Source organism: Stappia sp. ABD4_338, from assembly GCF_056312175.1.
The window spans coordinates 468,836-489,218 of sequence record NZ_CM149982.1 but is presented as its reverse complement, the minus strand read 5'-3'; the positions used below and the strand labels follow the sequence as shown (position 1 = coordinate 489,218).

At 66.4% G+C, this 20,383-nt stretch carries 15 protein-coding genes; 3 read left to right on the top strand and 12 right to left on the bottom strand.

All coding sequences use genetic code 11. The features are described from left to right. Positions 1–7: 7 nt before the first annotated feature. The 9 genes from flhA to ACYX4S_RS02060 all read right to left on the bottom strand — a co-directional run bounded on the left by flhA (position 8) and on the right by ACYX4S_RS02060 (position 11,492). A complete protein-coding gene (flhA, locus tag ACYX4S_RS02100) occupies positions 8–2,176 on the bottom strand; it encodes a flagellar biosynthesis protein FlhA (protein ID WP_293717981.1) in 2,169 nt (722 codons plus the stop codon). Positions 2,177–2,235: 59 nt separating this feature from the next. Further along, positions 2,236–3,609 carry a sigma-54-dependent transcriptional regulator FlbD gene (flbD, locus tag ACYX4S_RS02095; RefSeq protein ID WP_422069705.1) on the bottom strand — a complete coding sequence of 458 codons (1,374 nt, stop codon included), beginning with the start codon at positions 3,607–3,609 and terminating at the stop codon, positions 2,236–2,238. Positions 3,610–3,626: 17 nt separating this feature from the next. Further along, positions 3,627–3,911 carry a flagellar motor switch protein FliN gene (gene fliN / locus ACYX4S_RS02090; protein ID WP_476362804.1) on the bottom strand — a complete coding sequence of 95 codons (285 nt, stop codon included), beginning with the start codon at positions 3,909–3,911 and terminating at the stop codon, positions 3,627–3,629. Between the two features lie 59 nt (positions 3,912–3,970). After that, the gene (locus tag ACYX4S_RS02085; protein WP_422069706.1) at positions 3,971–4,699 is read right to left on the bottom strand and encodes a FliH/SctL family protein; all 729 of its coding nucleotides are present in this window, start codon (positions 4,697–4,699) and stop codon (positions 3,971–3,973) included. Positions 4,700–4,714: 15 nt separating this feature from the next. Further along, positions 4,715–5,779 (bottom strand): flagellar motor switch protein FliG, encoded by a 1,065-nt coding sequence (gene fliG, locus ACYX4S_RS02080; protein ID WP_476361708.1) that lies wholly within the window; start codon positions 5,777–5,779, stop codon positions 4,715–4,717. Continuing rightward, positions 5,776–7,437: a flagellar basal-body MS-ring/collar protein FliF gene (gene fliF, locus ACYX4S_RS02075; RefSeq protein ID WP_476361707.1), complete on the bottom strand. Its 1,662-nt coding sequence runs from the start codon at positions 7,435–7,437 to the stop codon at positions 5,776–5,778. Before fliF ends, fliG begins: the two co-directional genes overlap by 4 nt. A 427-nt stretch (positions 7,438–7,864) precedes the next feature. Further along, positions 7,865–8,140 carry a CtrA inhibitor SciP gene (gene sciP, locus ACYX4S_RS02070; RefSeq protein WP_293717989.1) on the bottom strand — a complete coding sequence of 92 codons (276 nt, stop codon included), beginning with the start codon at positions 8,138–8,140 and terminating at the stop codon, positions 7,865–7,867. A gap of 305 nt (positions 8,141–8,445) precedes the next feature. Continuing rightward, positions 8,446–9,111 (bottom strand): flagellar hook assembly protein FlgD, encoded by a 666-nt coding sequence (locus ACYX4S_RS02065; RefSeq protein ID WP_476361706.1) that lies wholly within the window; start codon positions 9,109–9,111, stop codon positions 8,446–8,448. 71 nt (positions 9,112–9,182) lie between these two features. Then, positions 9,183–11,492, bottom strand: a complete 2,310-nt coding sequence (locus tag ACYX4S_RS02060) for a flagellar hook-length control protein FliK (RefSeq protein WP_476361705.1) — start codon at positions 11,490–11,492, stop codon at positions 9,183–9,185. A 655-nt stretch (positions 11,493–12,147) separates the two neighbouring features. Here ACYX4S_RS02060 and mnmA point away from each other — a divergent pair. Together mnmA and ACYX4S_RS02050 are read left to right on the top strand one after the other, a co-directional pair. After that, positions 12,148–13,347 (top strand): tRNA 2-thiouridine(34) synthase MnmA, encoded by a 1,200-nt coding sequence (gene mnmA, locus ACYX4S_RS02055; protein WP_476361704.1) that lies wholly within the window; start codon positions 12,148–12,150, stop codon positions 13,345–13,347. After that, the gene (locus ACYX4S_RS02050) at positions 13,347–14,054 is read left to right on the top strand and encodes a class I SAM-dependent methyltransferase (RefSeq protein ID WP_476361703.1); all 708 of its coding nucleotides are present in this window, start codon (positions 13,347–13,349) and stop codon (positions 14,052–14,054) included. The genes mnmA and ACYX4S_RS02050 overlap by 1 nt, the downstream gene beginning before the upstream one ends. Before the next feature lie 118 nt (positions 14,055–14,172). On the opposite strand, the gene ACYX4S_RS02045 is transcribed toward ACYX4S_RS02050, so the two are convergent. From ACYX4S_RS02045 to ACYX4S_RS02035, 3 genes are all read right to left on the bottom strand, one after another. Beyond that, positions 14,173–16,344, bottom strand: a complete 2,172-nt coding sequence (locus tag ACYX4S_RS02045) for an esterase-like activity of phytase family protein (protein ID WP_476361702.1) — start codon at positions 16,342–16,344, stop codon at positions 14,173–14,175. Between the two features lie 94 nt (positions 16,345–16,438). Continuing rightward, positions 16,439–17,257, bottom strand: coding sequence for a class I SAM-dependent methyltransferase (locus ACYX4S_RS02040; RefSeq protein WP_476361701.1), 819 nt, complete (start codon positions 17,255–17,257; stop codon positions 16,439–16,441). Next, complete coding sequence (locus tag ACYX4S_RS02035; protein ID WP_293718001.1) at positions 17,254–18,141, bottom strand: metal-dependent hydrolase; 888 nt, start codon at positions 18,139–18,141, stop codon at positions 17,254–17,256. The genes ACYX4S_RS02040 and ACYX4S_RS02035 overlap by 4 nt, the downstream gene beginning before the upstream one ends. Before the next feature lie 219 nt (positions 18,142–18,360). On the opposite strand from ACYX4S_RS02035, the gene ACYX4S_RS02030 reads away from it, so the two are divergent. Next, a complete protein-coding gene (locus ACYX4S_RS02030) occupies positions 18,361–20,271 on the top strand; it encodes a PhoX family protein (RefSeq protein WP_476361700.1) in 1,911 nt (636 codons plus the stop codon). Positions 20,272–20,383: the final 112 nt, after the last annotated feature.

Here is a 20,383-nt window from a genome sequence, read left to right as displayed (position 1 = left end):
CCGCGCCCTAAATCGTGCCGACCGTCTTCAGCCGGGCCCGCGAGTGGACCTCGTTCTGGCTCATCACCGTGGTGTGGGCGCGGAACCGCTCGACGATGGAGCGCACGAAGGGCCGTGTCTGCGGCGAGGTCAGCAGCACGGGAACCTCGCCGGCCTGGGCCGCCTGCTCGAAGGCGTCGCGCACGAGGCGGACGAACTCCTGCAGCCTGGACGGCGCCATGGCGAGCGAACGGTCGTCGCCCTCGCCCGAAAGCGACTCGATGAACGCCTGCTCCCACTGCGGCGACAGGGCGATGAGCGGCAGGTAACCGCCGGGCGCCGTGTTGGCCGCCGAGATCTGGCGCGCAAGGCGCGTCCGCACGTGTTCGGCGATGGTCGCCGGGTTGCGGGAGAAGCCGACCGCCTCGGCAATGCCTTCCAGGATGGTGCCCAGATCCCGCACCGAGACACGCTCCGCAAGCAGCGCCTGGAGCACCCGCTGGATGCCGGAAACGGTGATCTGGCCGGGAACGAGGTCCTCCACCAGCTTGGCCTGCTCGCCGGTGATCTCCTTGAGCAGCTTCTGCACGTCCGCGTAGGTGATGAGTTCGGACACGTTTGCGCGGATGGTCTCCGTGAGATGGGTGGCAAGCACCGTCGCCGGGTCGACGACCGTGTAGCCGCGCAACGCCGCATCCTCGCGGTACTGGCCCTCGACCCAGGTCGCGGGAAGGCCGAACGTCGGCTCCGTGGTATGCGTGCCCGGCAGCTTGACCTGGCCGCCGGCCGGATCCATGACCATGAAGTGGCCCGGGAAGAGCTGACCGTTGCCGGCCGCGACTTCCTTGACCTTGATGACGTAGTCGTTGGCGCCGAGCTGGATGTTGTCCAGGATGCGCACCGGCGGCATGAGGATGCCGAGATCCGAGGCGAGCTGACGGCGCAGCGCCTTGATCTGTTCGGTAAGCTGGTCGCTCTCCGCGCCCTGGCCATTGATGAGCGGCAGCAGCGCATAGCCCAGCTCGATGCGCAGTTCGTCCATCTTGAGCGACTCGGTGATCGGCGGCTCCGTCGGCGCCGGCGGCTCCGCCGCCGCCGCCTCGATCGCCGCGACCTCGGCCTCTTGCACCGCCTGGGTCTGCTTGCGGCTCGAGGTATAGGCGAGATAGCCGGCAAGCCCCGCCATGCCGAGGAACGGCAGCAGCGGAATGCCCGGCAACATGGCCAGGACCACCATCACGAAGGACGACATGCCGAGCGCCTTGGGATAGCCCGAGAGCTGACGTCCCAGCGCCTTGTCGGCCGCGCCCGAGACGCCGGCCTTGGAGACGAGCAGGCCGGCAGCGGTGGAGACCACCAGCGCCGGGATCTGCGACACCAGACCGTCACCGATGGTCAGCAGCGTGTAGGTCGTCGCGGCCTGCGAGAAGGTCAGCTCCATCTGCGCCACGCCGATGATGATGCCGGCGACGATGTTGATGAAGGTGATGAGCAGGCCGGCGATGGCGTCGCCGCGCACGAACTTCGACGCACCGTCCATTGCGCCGAAGAAGGAACTCTCGTCCTCCAGGTCCTTGCGACGCTGGCGGGCGACGGTCTCGTCGATCAGGCCGGCGGACAGATCGGCGTCGATGGCCATCTGCTTGCCGGGCATCGCATCCAGGGTGAAGCGCGCCGCGACTTCCGCGATACGCCCCGAACCCTTGGTGATGACGACGAAGTTCACGATCACCAGGATCGAGAACACGATGATGCCGATGACGAAATTGCCGCCCATCACGAAGTTGCCGAAGGCCTGGATGACCTGTCCGGCGGCATCCGTGCCCTCGTGACCATTGGCCAGGATCAGGCGCGTGGAGGCGAGGTTCAGCGCCAGGCGCATCATCGTCGCGATGAGCAGCACCGTGGGAAACGAGGAAAACTCGAGCGGCTTCTGGATGAAGAGGCCGGTCATGAGAATGAGCACGGAAAAGATGATCGACACGGCCAGGAACAGGTCGAGCATCATCGCCGGCATCGGCAGGATGAGCACAACCAGGATGACCATGACGCCGAGCGCGAGCGCGATGTCGCCGCGCCGGATCGTGTCCCAGATCGCGGCAAGGTCCAGACCGGGAAGTCCGCCCCCCGAACGCGCCGAAGCGCCGGTCGTCTTGACCGGCGCCTGCGCCTCGCTCGCTGCCGTCACATCGCTCATCGCTCACCCTCGCAACGGACGTCCTGTCCGATAAAACCGTGATGCCCTGATTCTGGCGGTCACGCGACCGCTATGCGCGCCTCGCCCGGACCCGGAACCTCGACGCCCTCGTCGGAGTACTGGTTGAGCTTGTTGCGCAGCGTGCGGATCGAGATGCCCAGGATCCGTGCCGCATGGGTGCGGTTGCCGAGGCAGTGATCCAGCGTGTCGAGAATGAGATCGCGCTCCACGTCGGAGACCGTGCGGCCCACGAGCGACCGGCTGACGACCTCCGCCGTCTGCGCGGCACTCGCCGCGACCCGCGCGTCCGCCGCCACCGTCTGCGCGATCGGCGAACCGTCCGGCATGCGGATGGCGTCCTCGGTGATCTCCGGCCCGCTGGCCAGAAGCACCGCCCGGTGCATGGTGTTCTCAAGCTCGCGCACATTGCCCGGCCACGGATTGGACGTGAGCATCCGCTTCGCGTCCTCCGAGATCGGACGCTTGCTCACCCCGTTCTCGCGCGCATAGCGCTCGACGAAATGGGTGGCGAGTTCGAGAATGTCGCCCGGCCGCTCGCGCAATGGGGGAAGCTTGAGGTTGACGACGTTCAGCCGGTACAGAAGATCCTCGCGGAAGGTGCCGGAGCGCACGCTCTCGGCCAGATCCCGGTTGGATGTGGCGATGATGCGGATGTCGACGGGAACCGGCTTGGTGCCGCCCACCCGGTCGATCACGCGCTCCTGGATGGCGCGCAGGAGCTTGGCCTGCAGGCGCACGTCCATCTCGGAGATCTCGTCGAGCAGCAGCGTGCCCCCGTCGGCCTCCTCGAACTTTCCGATGCGCCGCGCGACGGCGCCGGTGAAGGCTCCCTTCTCGTGACCGAACAGCTCGGACTCCAGCAGGTGCTCGGGGATCGCGGCGCAATTGATCGAGATGAACGGCTTCGAGGAGCGGTTCGAGCGCGTGTGCACGTAGCGCGAGATCACCTCCTTGCCCGAGCCGCTCTCGCCGGTGACGAGGATCGAGGCATCGGATCCCGCCACCTGCTCGGCGAGCCGCACCACGGCCGCCATCGAGGCGTCGCGGTAGATCAGGTTGCTCTGGTCACGCGCGACGGCGGCCAGAACCGCGGCGATAAGCTCGGGGTCCGGCGGCAGCGGAATGTATTCCTTGGCACCGGCCCGGATCGCCTTGACGGCGGCGCCCGCGTCGGTCTTGACGCCACAGGCGACGATCGGCAGGTGAATGCGCTCCGCCTCGAGCCGGACGATCAGGTCGGCGATGTCGAGGCCGACGTCCACCATGACGAGATCCGCGCCACGCCCGGAGCGCAGCACCTTGAGTGCCTCCTCCACGGTCGAGGCATGTGTCACCGAGGCACCACGATCCATGGCGATCTTGGATGCCGTAATGAGTTGGCCCTCAAGGGTGCCGACGATCAAAAGTCGCATGAGACTGTCCTTTCCCGTCAGCGATCGGACTTGATGATTTCGGTCATGGTGACGCCGAGCTTGTCCTCCACCAGGACGACCTCGCCACGCGCCACCAGGCGATCATTGACGTAGATGTCGATGGCCTCGCCCACCTTGCGGTCGAGCTTCAGCAGGGTGCCCGGCGCAAGCCGCAGCAGCTCGGAAACATGCATCCGCGAATGGCCGAGCACCGCCGAGATCTGGACCGGAACGTCGAAGACCGCCTCCAGGTCGGCCGCCGTGCGCGGCTGCCCGTGGTCGCGATCGCCAAGGGTCTCCATCTCTCCCCCGGCCTGAGCCGCCGCGGCCTCAGCCTCGGCTCCGAAGTCGTTGATGTCGCTCATTGTGCTTCCCGCTCCTCGGCGGCTTCCGTGATGGTCGTGCGCCCTTCGGCCTTGCCGGTGCGGCGGGCCTCGAAGTAGCGCCTTGCGGCCTGGTCGACCTGCTTCTCGATCGCCTTGCGATCCCTGACGATGCCGCCGTCCGCCCATTCGATCCGGCAGTCGCCGGCGGCGATATCGGCCTCGCCGAGGAACACGAGACGTCCCTCGAAGCCCTTTTCGGCGACGATCGGATCGACGCGCTCCTTCAGGGCTTCGACGTCGCTCTCCCGCACGCGAATGACCACATGCGGGGCCTTGCGAAGCGGACCGAGGCATTCGGCGATGAGCGCCACCACCTCGCCCAGCGGCTCGCGCGCCACCAGATGCGCGCACAGTCGCCGCGCGACGAGGAACGACAGTGCGACGGCGTCCTTCTCCACCCGCGCCTGTTCGGTATCGAGGCGCTCGACCAGAAGGGCAACTTCCTCGGCCAGACGTGCGGCCTCGGCCGCCAGCCGCTGCTCCTCGCTCTGCTCGCGCTCTCCGGCGGCCTCGGCCCGGCCGCGCGCATAGGCGGCCTGTTCCGCCGCCGCCACGAGAGCCTCGTGGTCGGCGACCGGCATCATCGGGATCTCGGGTTCGCCCGCGTCCTCGATCTCGGGCTCGGGGAGCTCGATCTCGGAGAAGGTGCGGTCGAACAGGAACCGGTTGACCTTCATTTCAGTGCTCGCAAGTCGTGTCGCCATTCCCGGTCACACCGCTCAATAGATGATTTCGTCGTCGCCCTTGCTCTTCGAGAGCATGAGCTCGCCCTTGGCAGCCAGATCCTTCGCGGCGGCAACCATGCCCGACTGGGCCTCGTCCACGTCGCGCAGGCGGATCGGCCCGAGCGCTTCCATGTCGTCCTGCAGCATCTTGGCAGCGCGGCTCGACATGTTGCCGAAGAAGAACTCGCGAACCGATTCCGACGCGCCCTTGAGCGCGATGGCCAGCCGGTCCTTCTCCACGTGGCGCAGGAGCGTCTGGCAGGAGGCCGCGTCCAGCTTCATCAGGTCGTCGAAGGTGAACATCAGCGTCTTGATGCGCTCGGCGGAGTCGCGGTTCTCCTCCTCCAGCGCGGCGAGGAAGCGGGCCTCCGTCTGCCGGTCGAAGTTGTTGAAGATGTCCGCCATCATCTCGTGGCTGTCGCGACGCTGGGTGTTGGTCAGGTTCGACATGAACTCGACCCGCAGCGTCTGCTCGACCTTCTCCAGAACCTCCTTCTGGATCGCCTCCATCTTGAGCATCCGCGAGATGACCTCGAGGGCGAGTTCCTCGGGCAGGATGCCCAGGACCTTCGCCGCGTGCTCGGAATCGATCTTCGACAGGACCACGGCCACCGTCTGCGGGTACTCGTTCTTCAGGTAGTTGGCGAGAACGTTCTCCTGCACGTTGGAGAGCTTCTCCCACATGTTCCGGCCCGCCGGTCCGCGGATCTCCTCCATGATGACGGAGACCCGGTCATGCGGCAGGAAGCTCGACAGCAACCGCTCGGTCACGTCGACGTTGCCCGTCAGCGAACCGCGCGAGGAGATCTTCTTCACGAAGTCGACGAAGAGCTCCTCGAGCATGTTCGGCGTCACCGGGCCGAGACGCGACATGGCGGAGGAAACCTCGCGGACCTCCATCTCGTCGAGCTGCTCCCAGATCTTGCGACCGTGCTTCTCGCCGAGGGCGAGCAGGAGAACCGCCACGCGCTCGACGCCCTTGAGCTCCCGCTCGGCACCGCCCGAAGCGATCGTCAACTGGCCCTTGTTCGAGGCCTCGATGCTGTCCGCGATGCTCATGCCGCCTCGTTCATCCACCCGCGAATGATGCCCACGGCCTCGTTCGGATACTCGTTGATCAGGTCGCCGACCTTGGCGATGGTCGCGACCTGGACCGCGCCGGCCGCCTGGGCCTCTTCCAGCCACTCGATGCGCGGCTCGCCGTCCTCGCCGATTTCGATGCCGCCGCTGCCGCCCGTGCCCAGCGCACCGCCGGACTGGTCGGTCAGCGCCCCGCCACCCTCGGCGACCATGCCGTCGGGACCGGCCAGAGCGGGCTGGGCCGGCTCGTCGACGGTCAGGATGCGCTTGACCAGCGGACGCACCGCGAAGAGGGCGAGAAGCACCGCGATCAGGAACAGCACGCCGAGTTCGATCAGGCGCATCATGTCGGCCCGGGTGAAGTCGAACATGCCGCTCACATCGTCCGCGAGAACCTGGGTGGGAGCCTGGGCGAACCGCAGGTTGACCACCTCGACCGTGTCGCCGCGCGCCTCGTCGAAGCCGACCGCCGAGCGGACCAGCGCGGCGATGCGGGTCAGTTCTTCCTCGGTGCGCGGCGCATAGGCCATGTCGCCATTGGCATCCGGGGCATAGGTTCCATCGACCAGGACGGCGACGGAGAGCTTCTTGATGCCGCCGGCCTCGACCACCTCGGTCTTCACCGACTTGGAGATCTCGTAGTTGACGATCTCCTCGCTCTGGTTGGCGATGTCGCGCTCGTTGGCGTTGTCGCCCTGCTGCTGCTGACCCGCCGCGGGAACCTGGTTGGCGTTGGTGACCTGACCCTGACGGCTGAGCGAGGACGAGTTTTCCTCCCGCGTCTGGGTCGAGCGCACCACCTGACCTTCGGGATCGAAGGTCTCCTGGGTCTCCGTGACGCGGTTGTGATCGAGCTCGAGCGCGACACGGACACGGGCCCGGCCGACACCGACCACCGAATTCAGGATCTCCTCGACCTGGGCGCGCAGGCGACCCTCCATGGACTGGCTGCGCTCCTGCAGGGAGGAGGCCAGGAACTCGGCGCCTTCCTCGCCCGCGCCGGAGGCGAGCAGGCGACCGGTCTCGTCGACGATCGAAACGAAATGCGGCTGCAGCCCCTCGACGGCGGTCGCGACGATGTGCTGGATCGCGCGGATCTGGCCGGGATCGAGCGCGCCACGCACGGACAGCACGATGGAAGCGGACGGCGGGGTCTGGTCGCGCTGGAAGAGCTTGCGCTCCGGCAGCACCAGGTGCACGCGCGCCGACTGGATCTTGTTGATGGCGCGAATCGTGCGCGCCAGCTCGCCCTCGAGCGCGCGGGTGCGGTTGATGTTCTGAACGAAGCTGGTGGAGCCGAGCGTGTCGGCCTTGTCGAAGATCTCGTAGCCGACCGACCCGCCAAGCGGCAGGCCCTGCTCCGCAAGACGCATCCGCGTACGGAAAACGTCATCCTGCGGCACGAGGATCGTCGAACCGTCGTTGCGCAACTCGAAGGGAACCGCAAGGCTCTCGAGCTGGGAGACGATCGCCGAGGAATCCTCGAACGTCAGGTCGCTGTAGAGGGGGGTCATCTGCGGCGCGGTGACACGCAGCATCAGGAAGGCGAACGCACCCACGAGGATCGCCGCCACCGCACCCATGGCGGCGAGGCGAGCTGGTCCGATTGCCTTGACGAAATCCGCGATACCGTTCACGTGCCACCCATCCGCTGAAACCGAGGTGTCGGGTCAGACCGGACCATCCGGAAAGGCTGGGGATTGGGGATGGTGATCGCCTCCCCGGATGGCCGGTAGGCAAAACTTGCCGCGCAGATGGTAAACGAGTGGTTAACGCGTCTTAACAAATCCGGAAACCGGCTGATTTCCGCCATTCTCGATTGGCGATTTGCGACCTCGCCCCGGCAATTTCGACCATACCCGTTAACGCTTCGCTTACCATGCCGCGACTCAGCGCGGCATTGGGCACTCAGTCCCCGACCGGCAGGCCGTTTCAGGCGGCGCAAGGCTCACGACACGATGATCGGGAGGGCGGACGAACGAAAACGGCCGGCGTCGGACGCCGGCCGTTTCGAGACGGAATCAAGGGATCAGGTCAACCGCCCGCCGGAGCGGCGAGGCAAGGTCAGTTCCGGTACTGCTGTACGCGGGTCGCCCTCAGACCGGCCAGCCCGTGCCGGTCGATGGAACTCTGCCAGGACAGGAATTCTTCCACCGTCAGCGTATACCGCTTGCAGGCCTCGTCCAGGGAAAGAAGCCCCCCTCGGACGGCGGCCACCACTTCCGCCTTCCGGCGGATGACCCATCTGCGGGTCGAGGCGGGAGGAAGATCGGCAATCGTAAGCGGAGACCCATCGGGTCCGATCACATATTTGACACGCGCACTTGCTCGGTCGGTCATTGTACACTCACACTCAACATGACCACGTTGAGGTTGAATGTAGCCCTTCAGCTTTAAAAATTGACTAAACGCGAGGCAAGAATTCAGTAATAATTTGAACGACTCAGCGACACCCTAGAATCCGCCGTTTTGTGCCGGGTAAATGCCTTGCGAGCACTGGCTCCGACACCTCTCCTTGCAAAATGAAACAACCGCGAACGCCTCGAGCGTCACGCGGCCTCAAAACAAACCTGAAAGTGAAGGAGACTTGCAGGCCGGGCAGACCGGACTACAGCGGCCTTTCCGCCGGATTCGCGGCTACGTCATCAGAGCCGGTTGACCGAAATGACGTTGCTCGCCGGAACGCTGATCGATCCAACCTTCAGAACCGGACCGCCCGACGAGAAATCCAGCCCCGTGACTTCGCCGGTCATTTCCGTGGGCACGGCCACGGCAGGGTTCCCCTTGTCATCGAGGCGTGCGATGGACACCGAATAGGTCCCCGCCGGAGCCAGGGAGCCGGCGGTCGTGCGGCCATCCCATGCATAGCTGTGGCGCCCCTGCGAAAGATCGATCTCCCCGGCATAGACCTTCGCGCCGAGCGAGTTGCGGATCTCGACCCTTGCCTTGCCGCTGTCGGGTGAATTGTAGGTCCATTCGGCGCCGTTGCCGCTGCTTTCCGCCGTATCACCATACGCCACGATCTTGGTTCCAAGATAGCTCACGTAGCTCGAGGCGGTGGACGCGGCCATCACCTTCAAAACATCGGAAAGCTGATCGTTCGTCTTGATCTGCTGTTCAACGGAGGAATACTGCACGAGCTGGTCGGTGTACTGGGACGCGTCCATCGGCTCGAGCGGATCCTGGTTCTTGATCTGCGTCGTCAGGATGGACAGAAACAGCTCGTAGTTGTTCGACAGGCCCGTCAGCGTGGACGGCGTGTCGACTCCGGTGGTGCCCCCGGCAGATCCGACTCCGCTTGTCGTCACCATGTCACTCGTCCCTCGGTTTCCGTTTGCCTGCATCCCGGACCGGTATCACACCGGCCGGGAGCAGCCTCTCGTCAGATATGAATGTCGAGCGAGCCCGTCGAGCCCGCCACCTGAACCCGTGAAAAGGAGACGGCCTCGCGGTCGGCCTCTCCCGCCTCGCCGCCGTGCGCCGGCCCGCCGGACGTACCGTTGTTACCGTCCTGTCCGGAACCGTCGGCCATTCCCTGCTGCTGGGCGAAACTGCCGGCCCCCTGATCCCTCAGCGACAGTTCGACCGATCCCGGATCGAGCTTCAGGCCGGCGGCATCGAGCGCCCGCTCAAGTCCGCGCTGGTCGCGCATGAACATGTCCAGCGTCTCGCTACGATCCACGGTGAGATGAGCCTTCACCTTGCCGTCCTTGGAGAACTTCAGCTCCACATCGACCCGCCCAAGTTCGGGCGGATCCATCCGGATCTGGAAGCGCGTCTGCCCCTTTCCGGCGAAACGTGCCACTTCGGCGGCCAGGTGACCGGTCGCCAGCGCCGCCATGTGGGGCGCCGGGTTCTGACCGCCACGTGCCGCCTGCGACAGCTGCGCGTGGGCCTGGGCAAGCGCATCGCCACGCCCACCCTCAAGCGCCGAGGTTCCACTCAAAAGCGCCGGATCGTCGCTCAGCGAGACATCGCCGGAGGCTTCCGCCATCGCGGCCGCGAAGGCCATGGCCGGAGCACTCACGCCGCTGCGGGTCGGCTGTGCCGCCTCGGGCCGGACGCCTGCCGCAGCCGAAGCCGAGGCACCATCCGCCGAACGACCGGAGGAGGCGTTGTCCTTCGCCGTTGCGCCATCCGCACCATCGGCACCGGAGCCGTCATACCCGTAGAGAAGATCGCGGGCTTCGGCGGCGGCCGCCCCCTCGCCCGCAATCGTTCCGCTGCCGGCGGGTGTGCCGGAAAGGGAGAATTGCGCGGCACGCTGCACCTGCGGCTGCGCTGAGGTGCGCGCGTCGACCGCAGCGGCATCGGCACGCACGGTATCGCGAGACTTCGTCCGGGCGCCATCGTCGCTTGCGACATCATCCGCGTCCGTGGAAACGACACCCGTTTCGCTCGTCTCGCTCGTCTCGCCGGTGAGGCTGTCGGCGGCCGGAGCATTCACCCGTTTCACCGCGACGCTCGCGTTCACCTGCGCCTCGGGCGTCCCCGCCGAGACCGCCCGCGCGGCATCCTGTGTGCGGGGGCTGCCAGCGGATTCCGCTTTCACGGCCTCGCCGGTGGCACGGTCGCCGTCGGACATTCCCTCACGAACCGTGGCCGCCACTGCGTCTCCGGATGCGTCACCCTGCGCGGGGGCCGCAAGGCCGGACGGGGTTGCTGTGGCTGTGGACGTGCCGGAGCCTGCCGGAACGGACTCGGCATCCGTTCCGGGACTGGACGGCGTGAGGCCTGAAGCCTTCGCTCCCGCTGCCCCGACGGCGGGCGAAGCTCCCTCCGCCCGGGTATCGCTCGCCCCGCCCGTCGCGGCGTCAGCCATCGCGGCACCGACCACCCCGCCACGCTCTCGCGTCCCGGGTGCCACCTGACTTGCAGCAACCTGATTGCCGGGTGCCTGCTCCGTCGCCGGCGTACCCGTCACGGCAGGCGTTTCGGGGATCCGGGCGTTGACGCTTCTGGCGCGTGCGGCAGCTTCGCTTTCACCGGGAAGCAAGGCACCGTCCCGGACCGTTCCAGCGCCTGTCTGCGCGGCGGCCGGTCGAGTGCCGCTCAATCCGGTCGCGGAGGAAGTCGCCGCAGACGGAGACTGCGCCCCGCGTGCCGCCGTGCCGCTCGTCGATTGGGCCTCGCCATCGAGCGAGGCTCCCCAGATCTCGCTCATGCGCGCATTGGCGGCGACATCACCGGAGACATTTGCCGTCCGGGCCGCCTGCCCGCCGTTCGGACCACCGGCCACCGGCGCGGCGCTCCCGGCCGACTGTTCCGCGTCGGCGGCAGACGTCGGCGGCGCACCTGCAACCGCCCCCGAAGGCACCGCCCCGCTTCCGCCCGCCACGGGCATTCCGCCGTCCGCTGTCAGCGGGGCAGTGGGTGCACCCGGAGGCGAAACGGTCGCGGAGCCGGAGGCCCCGTCGTTGAAGCCGGCGAAATTCCAGACGGTCGCACGGGGCGCCTCGACGGCAGCGGCCCCGGCAAGATCCGTGGCAGCCGCCTGTCCGGCGACATCCGTAGCCTCCGGTATCATGGGGCCGGTCCCCTCAAGCGCCGCAAGGTTCCCGCCGGAGGTGGAGCCGCCCCGGGAGCGCCCGCCCGCCTGCGCCTGCTGGGAAACGGCGGCAGCGCCTGCCACCGCGCTGTTTCCAGCCGCGACCTCCGGCCCGAACGTGCCGGAAAGCACATCGGCGAACATTGACGGAACCGCCTGCCCGGAACCTCCAGCGTTCCCCGCACCGGCGACGGCGCGCGCGGCGGCGGAAGCTGTGGGCACGGATCCCGGAACGGGTTGCGACACTGTCTGGGCGATGGTCACGCGCATCTTCCTTGCATCATCCGGCGTCCGTCTGTTCAACGGCGCACGCATGGTCTCGCTCTGGGGAAAGCAAGGGGCGGGCCAACTGCCCGGGACGGCTGAAACACGGGCTTTTGGCCAGGTGCCCTTGCCCTTTGACCTCCCGGATCACACATGCGCGGCGGGCAAGGCTTGCCCAGGACAGGCAAGCTTTGCCGGGTTGTGACGGCCGGATAGGACGAGAAAGGTTGGCGTTCCCCCCTTGCGCCGGTCTTGGCGTTTGCAGGACCGATCCGCTATAGTCGCGCGCAAACACGCGGCCCGGCGAAATGCCGCGACCCGCACCCATCCAGCCACTGCCCTCCGGCCCGGTTTCAAATGACAGGGAACCCGCGCCGGGTTTGCGCGTTTTCGCGGGGCGGACGCCGCGTCGGCGCGGCCGGAGAAGCCAGACGGGAGCGCCGCTGCTCGAGGCCCGAACCGACCGGGCGACATTCACGAGGACCGGCACCCGCTAACGGGCGCTCACGAACAGGTCCGCACCAGGATGACAGGCATGATGAACAGTCTCGACATCCCCAAGCGCCCGGAGGACACGCGGGTCGTCGTTGCCATGTCGGGCGGCGTCGATTCGTCCGTCGTCGCGGGGCTGATGCAGCGCGAGGGCTACGATGTCATCGGCGTCACGCTGCAGCTCTACGATCACGGGGAGGCGGTGCACCGGGCCGGTGCCTGCTGCGCGGGCCAAGACATCCAGGACGCACGCCGCGTTGCGGAGCGGCTGGGCATTCCCCACTACGTTCTCGACTACGAGGACCGCTTCCGCGAGAAGGTCATCGAGCGTTTCGCCGAGAGCTACATCGCCGGCGAGACGCCGATTCCCTGTGTCGCCTGCAACCAGACGGTCAAGTTCTCCGACCTTCTGGAGACCGCCCGCACGCTCGGCGCCGACGTTCTGGCGACCGGCCACTACGTGCGCACCGCGCAGGCCGCGAACGGCCATCGCGCGCTCTTCCGCCCGATCGACCTGGACCGCGACCAGAGCTACTTCCTCTTCGCGACCACGCAGGAGCAGCTCGACTTCCTGCGCTTTCCGCTCGGCGGCCTGACCAAACCAGAAACCCGCGAGCTTGCCCGCGAGTTCGGCCTGGCGATTGCCGACAAGCAGGACAGCCAGGACATCTGCTTCGTGCCCCAGGGCAAATATGCCGACGTCATCGAACGACTGAAGCCGAATGCGGCGGAGCCCGGCGAGATCGTCCACCTCGACGGCCGCGTGCTCGGCACGCACAACGGCATCATCCACTTCACCATCGGCCAGCGGCGCGGAATCGGTATCGCCACCGGAGAACCGCTTTATGTGGTGAAGCTAGACGCGGAAGGCCGACGCGTGATCGTCGGCCCGCGCGAGGCGCTGGGGACCCGGCGCATCGTTCTGCGTGACGTCAACTGGCTCGGAGAGGGGCGTCTCGAGGACATTCCCGCGACCGGTGTCGAGCTTGCCGCGAAGGTCCGCTCCACCCGACCGCCGCGCCCTGCGGTGCTGCGCGTCATCGATGGAGAGCCCGTGGTCGAGCTCATCGACGGGGAGACCGGGGTCGCCCCCGGCCAGGCCTGTGTCTTCTTCTCCGACGACGGCGAAGGCGGACGCGTTCTGGGCGGCGGCTGGATAGACCGCACCATTCCTGCAGGAGCTGCCATGACGACGACGGACGCGACACGCGGTGACCGCAAGCCTGCCGCGGCCGCGCTGTGATGGACGGTGACTTTCTCACCCAGACGTCCCTCGGGCGCTGGGTCGACCGCCGCCGCCGCGCCATGCGCCGCGCGGTCGCCGTCCTGACCGGAGCCGACGGAAGCTCCGCCGTGGAAAGCGCCTATGCACGATGGGCCCCGATCTACGACTGGGTCTTCACCATCCCGCTCGTGCCCGGCCAGAAGGCCGCTGCCGCGGTCGCCAACGACCTCGGCGGACGTCTCGTCGAGGTCGGCGTGGGAACGGGCCTGTCGCTGCCGCTCTACGGACGCAATCTGAGGGTGACCGGCATCGATCTCTCGGAGCCCATGCTGCGCCGCGCCCGCGAGAGAGTGCAGCGCGAGACCCTCGGCAATGTCGACGGGCTTCACGCCATGGACGCGACCGACATGAGCTTCGAGGCGGCAAGCTTCGACGTCGCGACCGTGATGTATGTGGTCTCGGTGGTCCCGGATCCCGCCGCCGTGATGGCAGAAGTGGAACGCGTCGTAAAGCCGGGAGGCACGGTCATCATCGTCAACCACTTCGCCTCCGCGAGCGGCATTCTTGCAGCCGCCGAGCGTCTGCTGGCCCGGTTTTCCGAGAAACTCGGCTGGGACCCGCTTTTTCCGCGCGAGACCATACTCGAGGCCACGTCCATGGAGCTTGTCAGCGAAAGCCGGCATGGCCCCTTCGGCCTGTTTTCCATGATGGTCTTCCGCCGCTGAGCAGCGCCGTTCGCGAACCCCGATCCTTCCTGAAAATGACAAAGCCCCGGCACCATCAGGTGCCGGGGCTTTTTTGTCCGTAGTCGGAGGCGGGCCGGAATACCCGGCCCGCACCTCCTCACATCTTGCCGGTCGAGAAGAACAGGGTCTCGCCGTTGCTGTCGTCGACACCGTCATTGTCGGTCACGGCATAGCCGTTGCCCGCGGCATCGATGGTGAAGCCTTCGATCTTGTCGACAACATATCCGCCGGTCGCCTTGAGGTCGGGGATGAAGTCGCGAACCTCTTCCTTGGTGACCATCGGCAGTTCGCCGCCCAGCGGCGCGGGCATGAGCTGGGACAGGGGAACCCGGTAGAGCTTCTTGATCTTCGCCGCCTCACCGATCTGGTTGTCGCGCTCCACGATATAGACATGGTCGCCGTGCGCCGTGATCTCGGACAGCCCCACCCAGCCCTTTTCGGTCGCGTCGAGCGGATAGTGCACCGCGCCCCATTCCTTGGTGGAGGTGTTGTAGGCGAGAAGCTTCACGGCGTCCTTGGGATCATCCTTCCAGGGGCGCTGGATCGCGACCCACAGCGTGTCGCCAACCATGGTGATGCCCTCGGCGCCGAAGCGGCGCTGATGAACCAGAAGCTCCTCCGGGAAGGCAACCGACTCCTTGATCTCGCCCTTGCCGTTCACATGGTAGAGCGCATGCGGCACGAGCTTGCCGGCGTTACCTTCCGAGGCCAGCCAGAAACCGCCTTCGCCATCGGTGGCAATGCCTTCCAGATCCAGAAGCTGGGCTGGCTGGCCGCCCCGCGTCACGCGGATCACGCCGGTGATCTCGGCCGGCGCCTTGGTGGCGTCGATCTCGAAGATCGTCGGCTGCATGGAATAGAAGCTGTCGTTGACCGCATAGAGCCGCCCCGCGACCTCGGGATCGGCCGCAAGGCCGGACAGCGCACCGAAGCCGACCGGCAGGCCGCCTTCCGTCACCTTCGACTCGATCATCGGATAGGAGGACGTGCCCTCGCCAAGGCGATAGATCGTGACATGCGAGCGCGCGCCGCCGTCGGCGACCAGGTCGGCTTCGTTGGACACGGCCAGGATGTCGCGGCCCGGGATCGCGATGGCACCTTCAGGCGCGATGCCCGTCGGCAGAAGCTGGACGAACTCCGGCATTCCGCCCGTGTCGCGGTAGACACCAACGACCGAGCCACGCTCGGACAGGACGAAGATGTACGTGTTGCCGCCGAAGGTCTTGACCTCGAGCCCCTCCGGCTCGACGCCCTTCTTGTTGGCCCGCTTCTCGGGGAAGTGGCCGGCCATGACGATACGGTGCTCGAAATCGGTACCGGAATCGAACAGCAGCTCACCGGACTTGGAGAAGATCGAGAAACCGCGCGAACCGCCCTTGTAGTCACCCTCGTTGGCGATCACGAACCGGTCGTCATCAAGCCACTGCACCGCGTCGGGCTCGCGCGCGACGCCCTTCAGCGACCCGTTGAGCGTGATCGCGCCGTCGCGGCGCGTGTCGACGCCCTCGAGGTCCACTTCGCCGGCGGAGAAATGGTTCACGATCTCGCCGGTGTTGCCGTCGACAACAACCAGATGGTTGTTCTCCTGCAGCGTGACCACGACCTCGTTCTTCGAGTTGATGTCGACGAACTCGGGCTCGGGATCGTCGGCAGCAATGCCGCCCAGTCCGATCAGGTCTACATCCTTGCGGCTCCCGCAATCGAGGGCACCGTCCACGATCTTGAACAGGCTGAGCCATCCGGCCGGCATCTGCGGCATGGCACCATCGTTCAGGTCTTCGTCGCGCTCGTTCTCGATCGCCACCGCAAGCAGGTCCCCGGACGGCGACAGGGCAACCGAATCCGGCTGGCCGCCGAGATCGCAGGTGGCCGAGATCGCCTGCGTCGCGATGTCGATGGTCACCAGCACACCCGAGGGTTCGGTGAAGCTCTTCGAGGTGTTGATGCCGGCAAAGACCTTGTCGCCCACCGAGGTCACCGACGTCGGTTCGCCGTCGATCTTGACCACGCCATGCGGCTTCGGATTGGCCGGGTCCGTCAGGTCGATGAAGCCGATCGCGCCAAGCGGGCTGTCCGAATAGATCAGCATCTGGCCATCTTCGGTCGAGGTGATGATCTCGGAAGACGTTTCCGTCTCCGGCGCCATCTCGGACGGCAGGTTCGAGGCCACCGGGAAGGACGCGATGCGGTTGAAGACGGGTTCGGCCTGCGCGGCGAGCGTCGAGCCGAGAAGCGCGGCGGCAAGCGCGCCGAGAACGGAAAACTTCATGAAAGACCCCCAGGAGAAACCGTGATCGGGCGTGAATATGATCCGGCAGTGGTAGGCAGGCTCTATGACACCCGGTTGACAGCCGCAAGGCGGCTCACCCGTTCTTGCGATATCGACGGGCGAGATAGACGACCGAGCCGGACTGCAGCCCCTTGTAGAGAAGCGAGCCACGCGTGCCGGCGAACTCCTTCATGAAGCGACGCGACAGCCGGTTGCGCGCGATGCGCGCCTGCTTGCGCGCCTCCGCAGCGTCGAGTGCGGCGAGCACGCCCTTTGTCAGGTCCCTCTCCTGCAAGAGTTCCAGCCCGGGGACGGAAAGGTCCCGGTCAAGCGCCTCGAGCATGGAGCGGCCCCGCATGTCGGCGAAGGTGAAGATCCCGCCCGGACGCAGCACCCGCGCAACCTCTTCCGCGAAACCCGCCACATTGGCGTAGCAATGGGAGGACTCGATGTTGACCACCACATCGAAGCTGGCGTCGGCGAAGGGCAGCGCCTCCGCATCGCCGACCTTGAAGGCAAGGTCCGGCGTGTCGGCGCAAAGCGCCCTGGCCCGCCGCACGGTGCCCGGAGAGTAATCGAGGCCGGTGACCGAGCGCGGAGCAAAGGTACGGGCGATGTAGCGCGCGCCGCCACCGCGCCCCGATCCGACCTCAAGCACGTCGCGCCCCTCGAGATCGAGGCCGTTCACGGCCTGGTGATAGAGACCGATGAACGGACGCTCCGGCTCTTCGTCGGGATCGAGAGCAAACGCCTCGCCCTCAGCCACATAGCCATAATTCATGAAACGCCAGTCGTCGTCGCGCCAGACGCGCGACAGCATGTTGTAGAGCCCTCGCCACGCCCATTTGCGCGTGCGCGGAAAAGCCCCGCGCTCGACCGCGCGCAGCACGTGAGAAAAGAGTCCGCCGCTCATTCGGCGGGTTCCGCGCGCGGTCCGTCGGCGGCAAACTCGGCCGCAAGCCACGCCCGACCGGAGCGGATCAGGTCCGTATCGTCAATGTTGCGCGGATCGAAGCCGGGCAGATAGTAGCGCAGGAACGGCCCCATGCTGAGGCGCATGTATCCAGGCGAAATGAAGAACAACTGAAACACGCGGAGCCAGAAACGCAGCCCCGTGTCGTGCCCCTGCTCGCGCAGCATCTTGCGCATGTTGCGCAAGAGCACCCTCAGGAAATGAAAGGCGGTCGTGTTCATGGCCCCGATCCTGAGACCGTAGCGTTTCCACGCCGGCATTCCCGCAGCCGCCTGCCGGTACACGTCGAGCGCGACGGCCTTGTGCTCGAGTTCTTCCAGCGCGTGCCACATCCACAGCCGGCGGTAGGCGGAATGCGCTCCGTCGAAGAGATGGTGATGGCGCAGGGTGACGGTCGAGAAATTCGCCGTCAGGTGTTCGATGGCGCATGTAACCGCCAGACGGATCAACGGCACCTGCACGTTGGCCAGAAGTGTCGCAACCGGCTGCTCCATCGCCTCCACGTCATGCCCGAGGTCGGCAAGCCCTCGATTGTAGTCCTCGTGCTCGCGCGTGTGGAAAGCTTCCTGGACGGCGTAGCCGTTTATCTCGGCCGCAAGCTCGGGGTCGTCGAGACGGGCGGCATAGTGCTTCAGCGAGCGGATGAAGAAACGCTCCCCCTCGGGCAGGAAGATCGAGAACGAATTGACCATCGCCGTTTTGACCGGATCGCCGCCGAACCAGTCGAGCTGCGGATTGTCGCCGATGCCGAAGCGCACGTCGCGCGGGACGATCTCCTCATCGTCATGAGGCGCCGACCAGTCGAACGGCTTCGATTTCGCCATTGGTCCCTCGCTCGGAAAGCCCCGGGGCCTTCGTGTTCGTCTTGCGTCGGAAGGCAACCTAAGGCGGCGGCCTTCCACCGGCAAGCGCCGCGAGGACCATACAGCCTCCGACAGGTCTCGCCGTCATACTGGTGAGACCTGGACCGCTTAAAAAGTGCTTCCGGCTTCCGCCGACCAGTGGTCGCCATCCCCGTCCAGCCAGCAATCGGGAGAGCCAGCATGGATCGCAAAGATACCGATCGGATTGATTTCGAGGATTTTTCCTTCGATGCCTTCGACGAGGCGCGTGATCCGCGCCCGCAGACAACGGACTTCGACCGGGTCGTCGAGACCGCGATTTCCCGGCGCGGCCTGCTCGGCGTTCTGGCCATCGGTTCGGGCGCGGCCGCAATGGGCCTGGGCGTCACGGGCCTCGGCTCGCTCATGAGTTCCACCTCCGCCGAAGCCGCGACGGCGCGGTTCGGCTTCAAGCCGGTGGGCATCGCGACCGACGCGACCGTCCACGTTCCGGAGGGCTACTCCTGGCAGATCCTCGCGCGCTGGGGTGACAAGCTGTTCTCCGACGCGGGCGGTTTCGACCACACGACCGGCGGCGACGCCGCCACGGCGGACCGCGTGTTCGGCGAAAACACCGACGGCATGGAATTCTTCGTCATCGGCGATCGCAACGTGATCGCGGTGAACCACGAATACGTGAACCCGAAGCTGAACCTGCCCAAGAACGAGGGCGGCATTCCCGCCTCGGCCGAGGACGTCGCCAAGCTGCAGAAGCTCCAGGGCGTCACGGTGATGGAGGTCGCGGAAGAGGACGATGGCTGGAAGATCGTCGTCGACAGCCCGCTGAACCGCCGCATCAACCACCTGACGCCGATGACGATCTCGGGTCCCGCCGCCGGCCACGACCTACTTAAGACCGAGGCCGACCCGAGCGGCACGAAATCGCTTGGCACCTACAACAACTGCGGTGCCGGCAAGACGCCCTGGGGCACCTATCTGACCTGCGAGGAGAACTTCAACGGCTACTTCGGCTCCACCGACGAAACCGTGAGCCTGCCCGAGGATTTCAAGCGCTACGGCATCAAGACCGGCAGCGTCTATTCCTACGAGAAGTTCGACCCGCGCTTCGATCTGGCGAAGAACGTGAAAGAGCCCTACCGGGCCGGCTACATTGTCGAGATCAACCCAGCCGATCCGTCCTCGACGCCGGTGAAACGCACCGCGCTCGGCCGCTTCAAGCACGAAAACGCCGAGGTGGTCATCGCGCCCGATGGCCGCGTGGTGGTCTATCTCGGCGATGATGAACGCGGCGAGTTTCTCTACAAGTTCGTCTCCAGCGCCAGCTACGTGCCGGGCGGCGACACCTCGACGCTGCTCGACGAGGGCACTCTCTTCGTCGCGAAGTTCAACGAGGACGGATCCGGCGAATGGATGGCCCTGACGCCCGAGACGACCGGAATGAGTGCTCCCGAGATCGCGATCAGGACACGCCTCGCCGCCTCGAAGGTCGGCGCGACGACGATGGACCGGCCCGAGTGGGTCGCCGCCAACCCGATCGCCGCCGAAGCCTATTGCGCCCTCACCAACAACAAGAACCGTGGCGTGAAGCCCAACGCCGGCGGCGACGCAACTCCGATCGGCGGCCCGAACCCGCGCGAGAAGAACAACTACGGCCAGATCGTGCGCTGGTATCCCGAAGGGCAGGATCACGCCGCGCCGGGTTTCACCTGGGACCTCTACGTGATGGCCGGCAACCCGACCGTTCATGACGGCGCCTACGCCGGGTCCGACAACATCAACGAGGGCAACCTCTTCAACTCGCCCGATGGAATGGCCTTCGACACGACCGGCCTGCTGTGGATCCAGACCGACGGCTCCGACAGCAACGAGGGCGACTATGCCGGCATGGGCAACAACCAGATGCTCGTCGGCGATCCGGTGTCGGGCCGCATCGAACGGTTCCTCACGGCCCCGATCGGGTCCGAGGTGACGGGCCTGTGCTGGTCGGCGGACCTGCGGACCATGTTCGTGGGCATCCAGCATCCGGACGCGCCCTTTCCCGATGGCGAGGGCACGCTCGGACGATCCTCGGTCATCGCCGTCAAGCGGTCGGACAACGCCGTCATCGGCTGACCTCGACGACCGTCACTTCCCCGCGAAACGGGCGCGCCGGCACTCCGGCGCGCCCTTTTTCTCACTGTCCGCCATCCATTGATCGTTCAGAAATACGGAACAATCTCTTCGA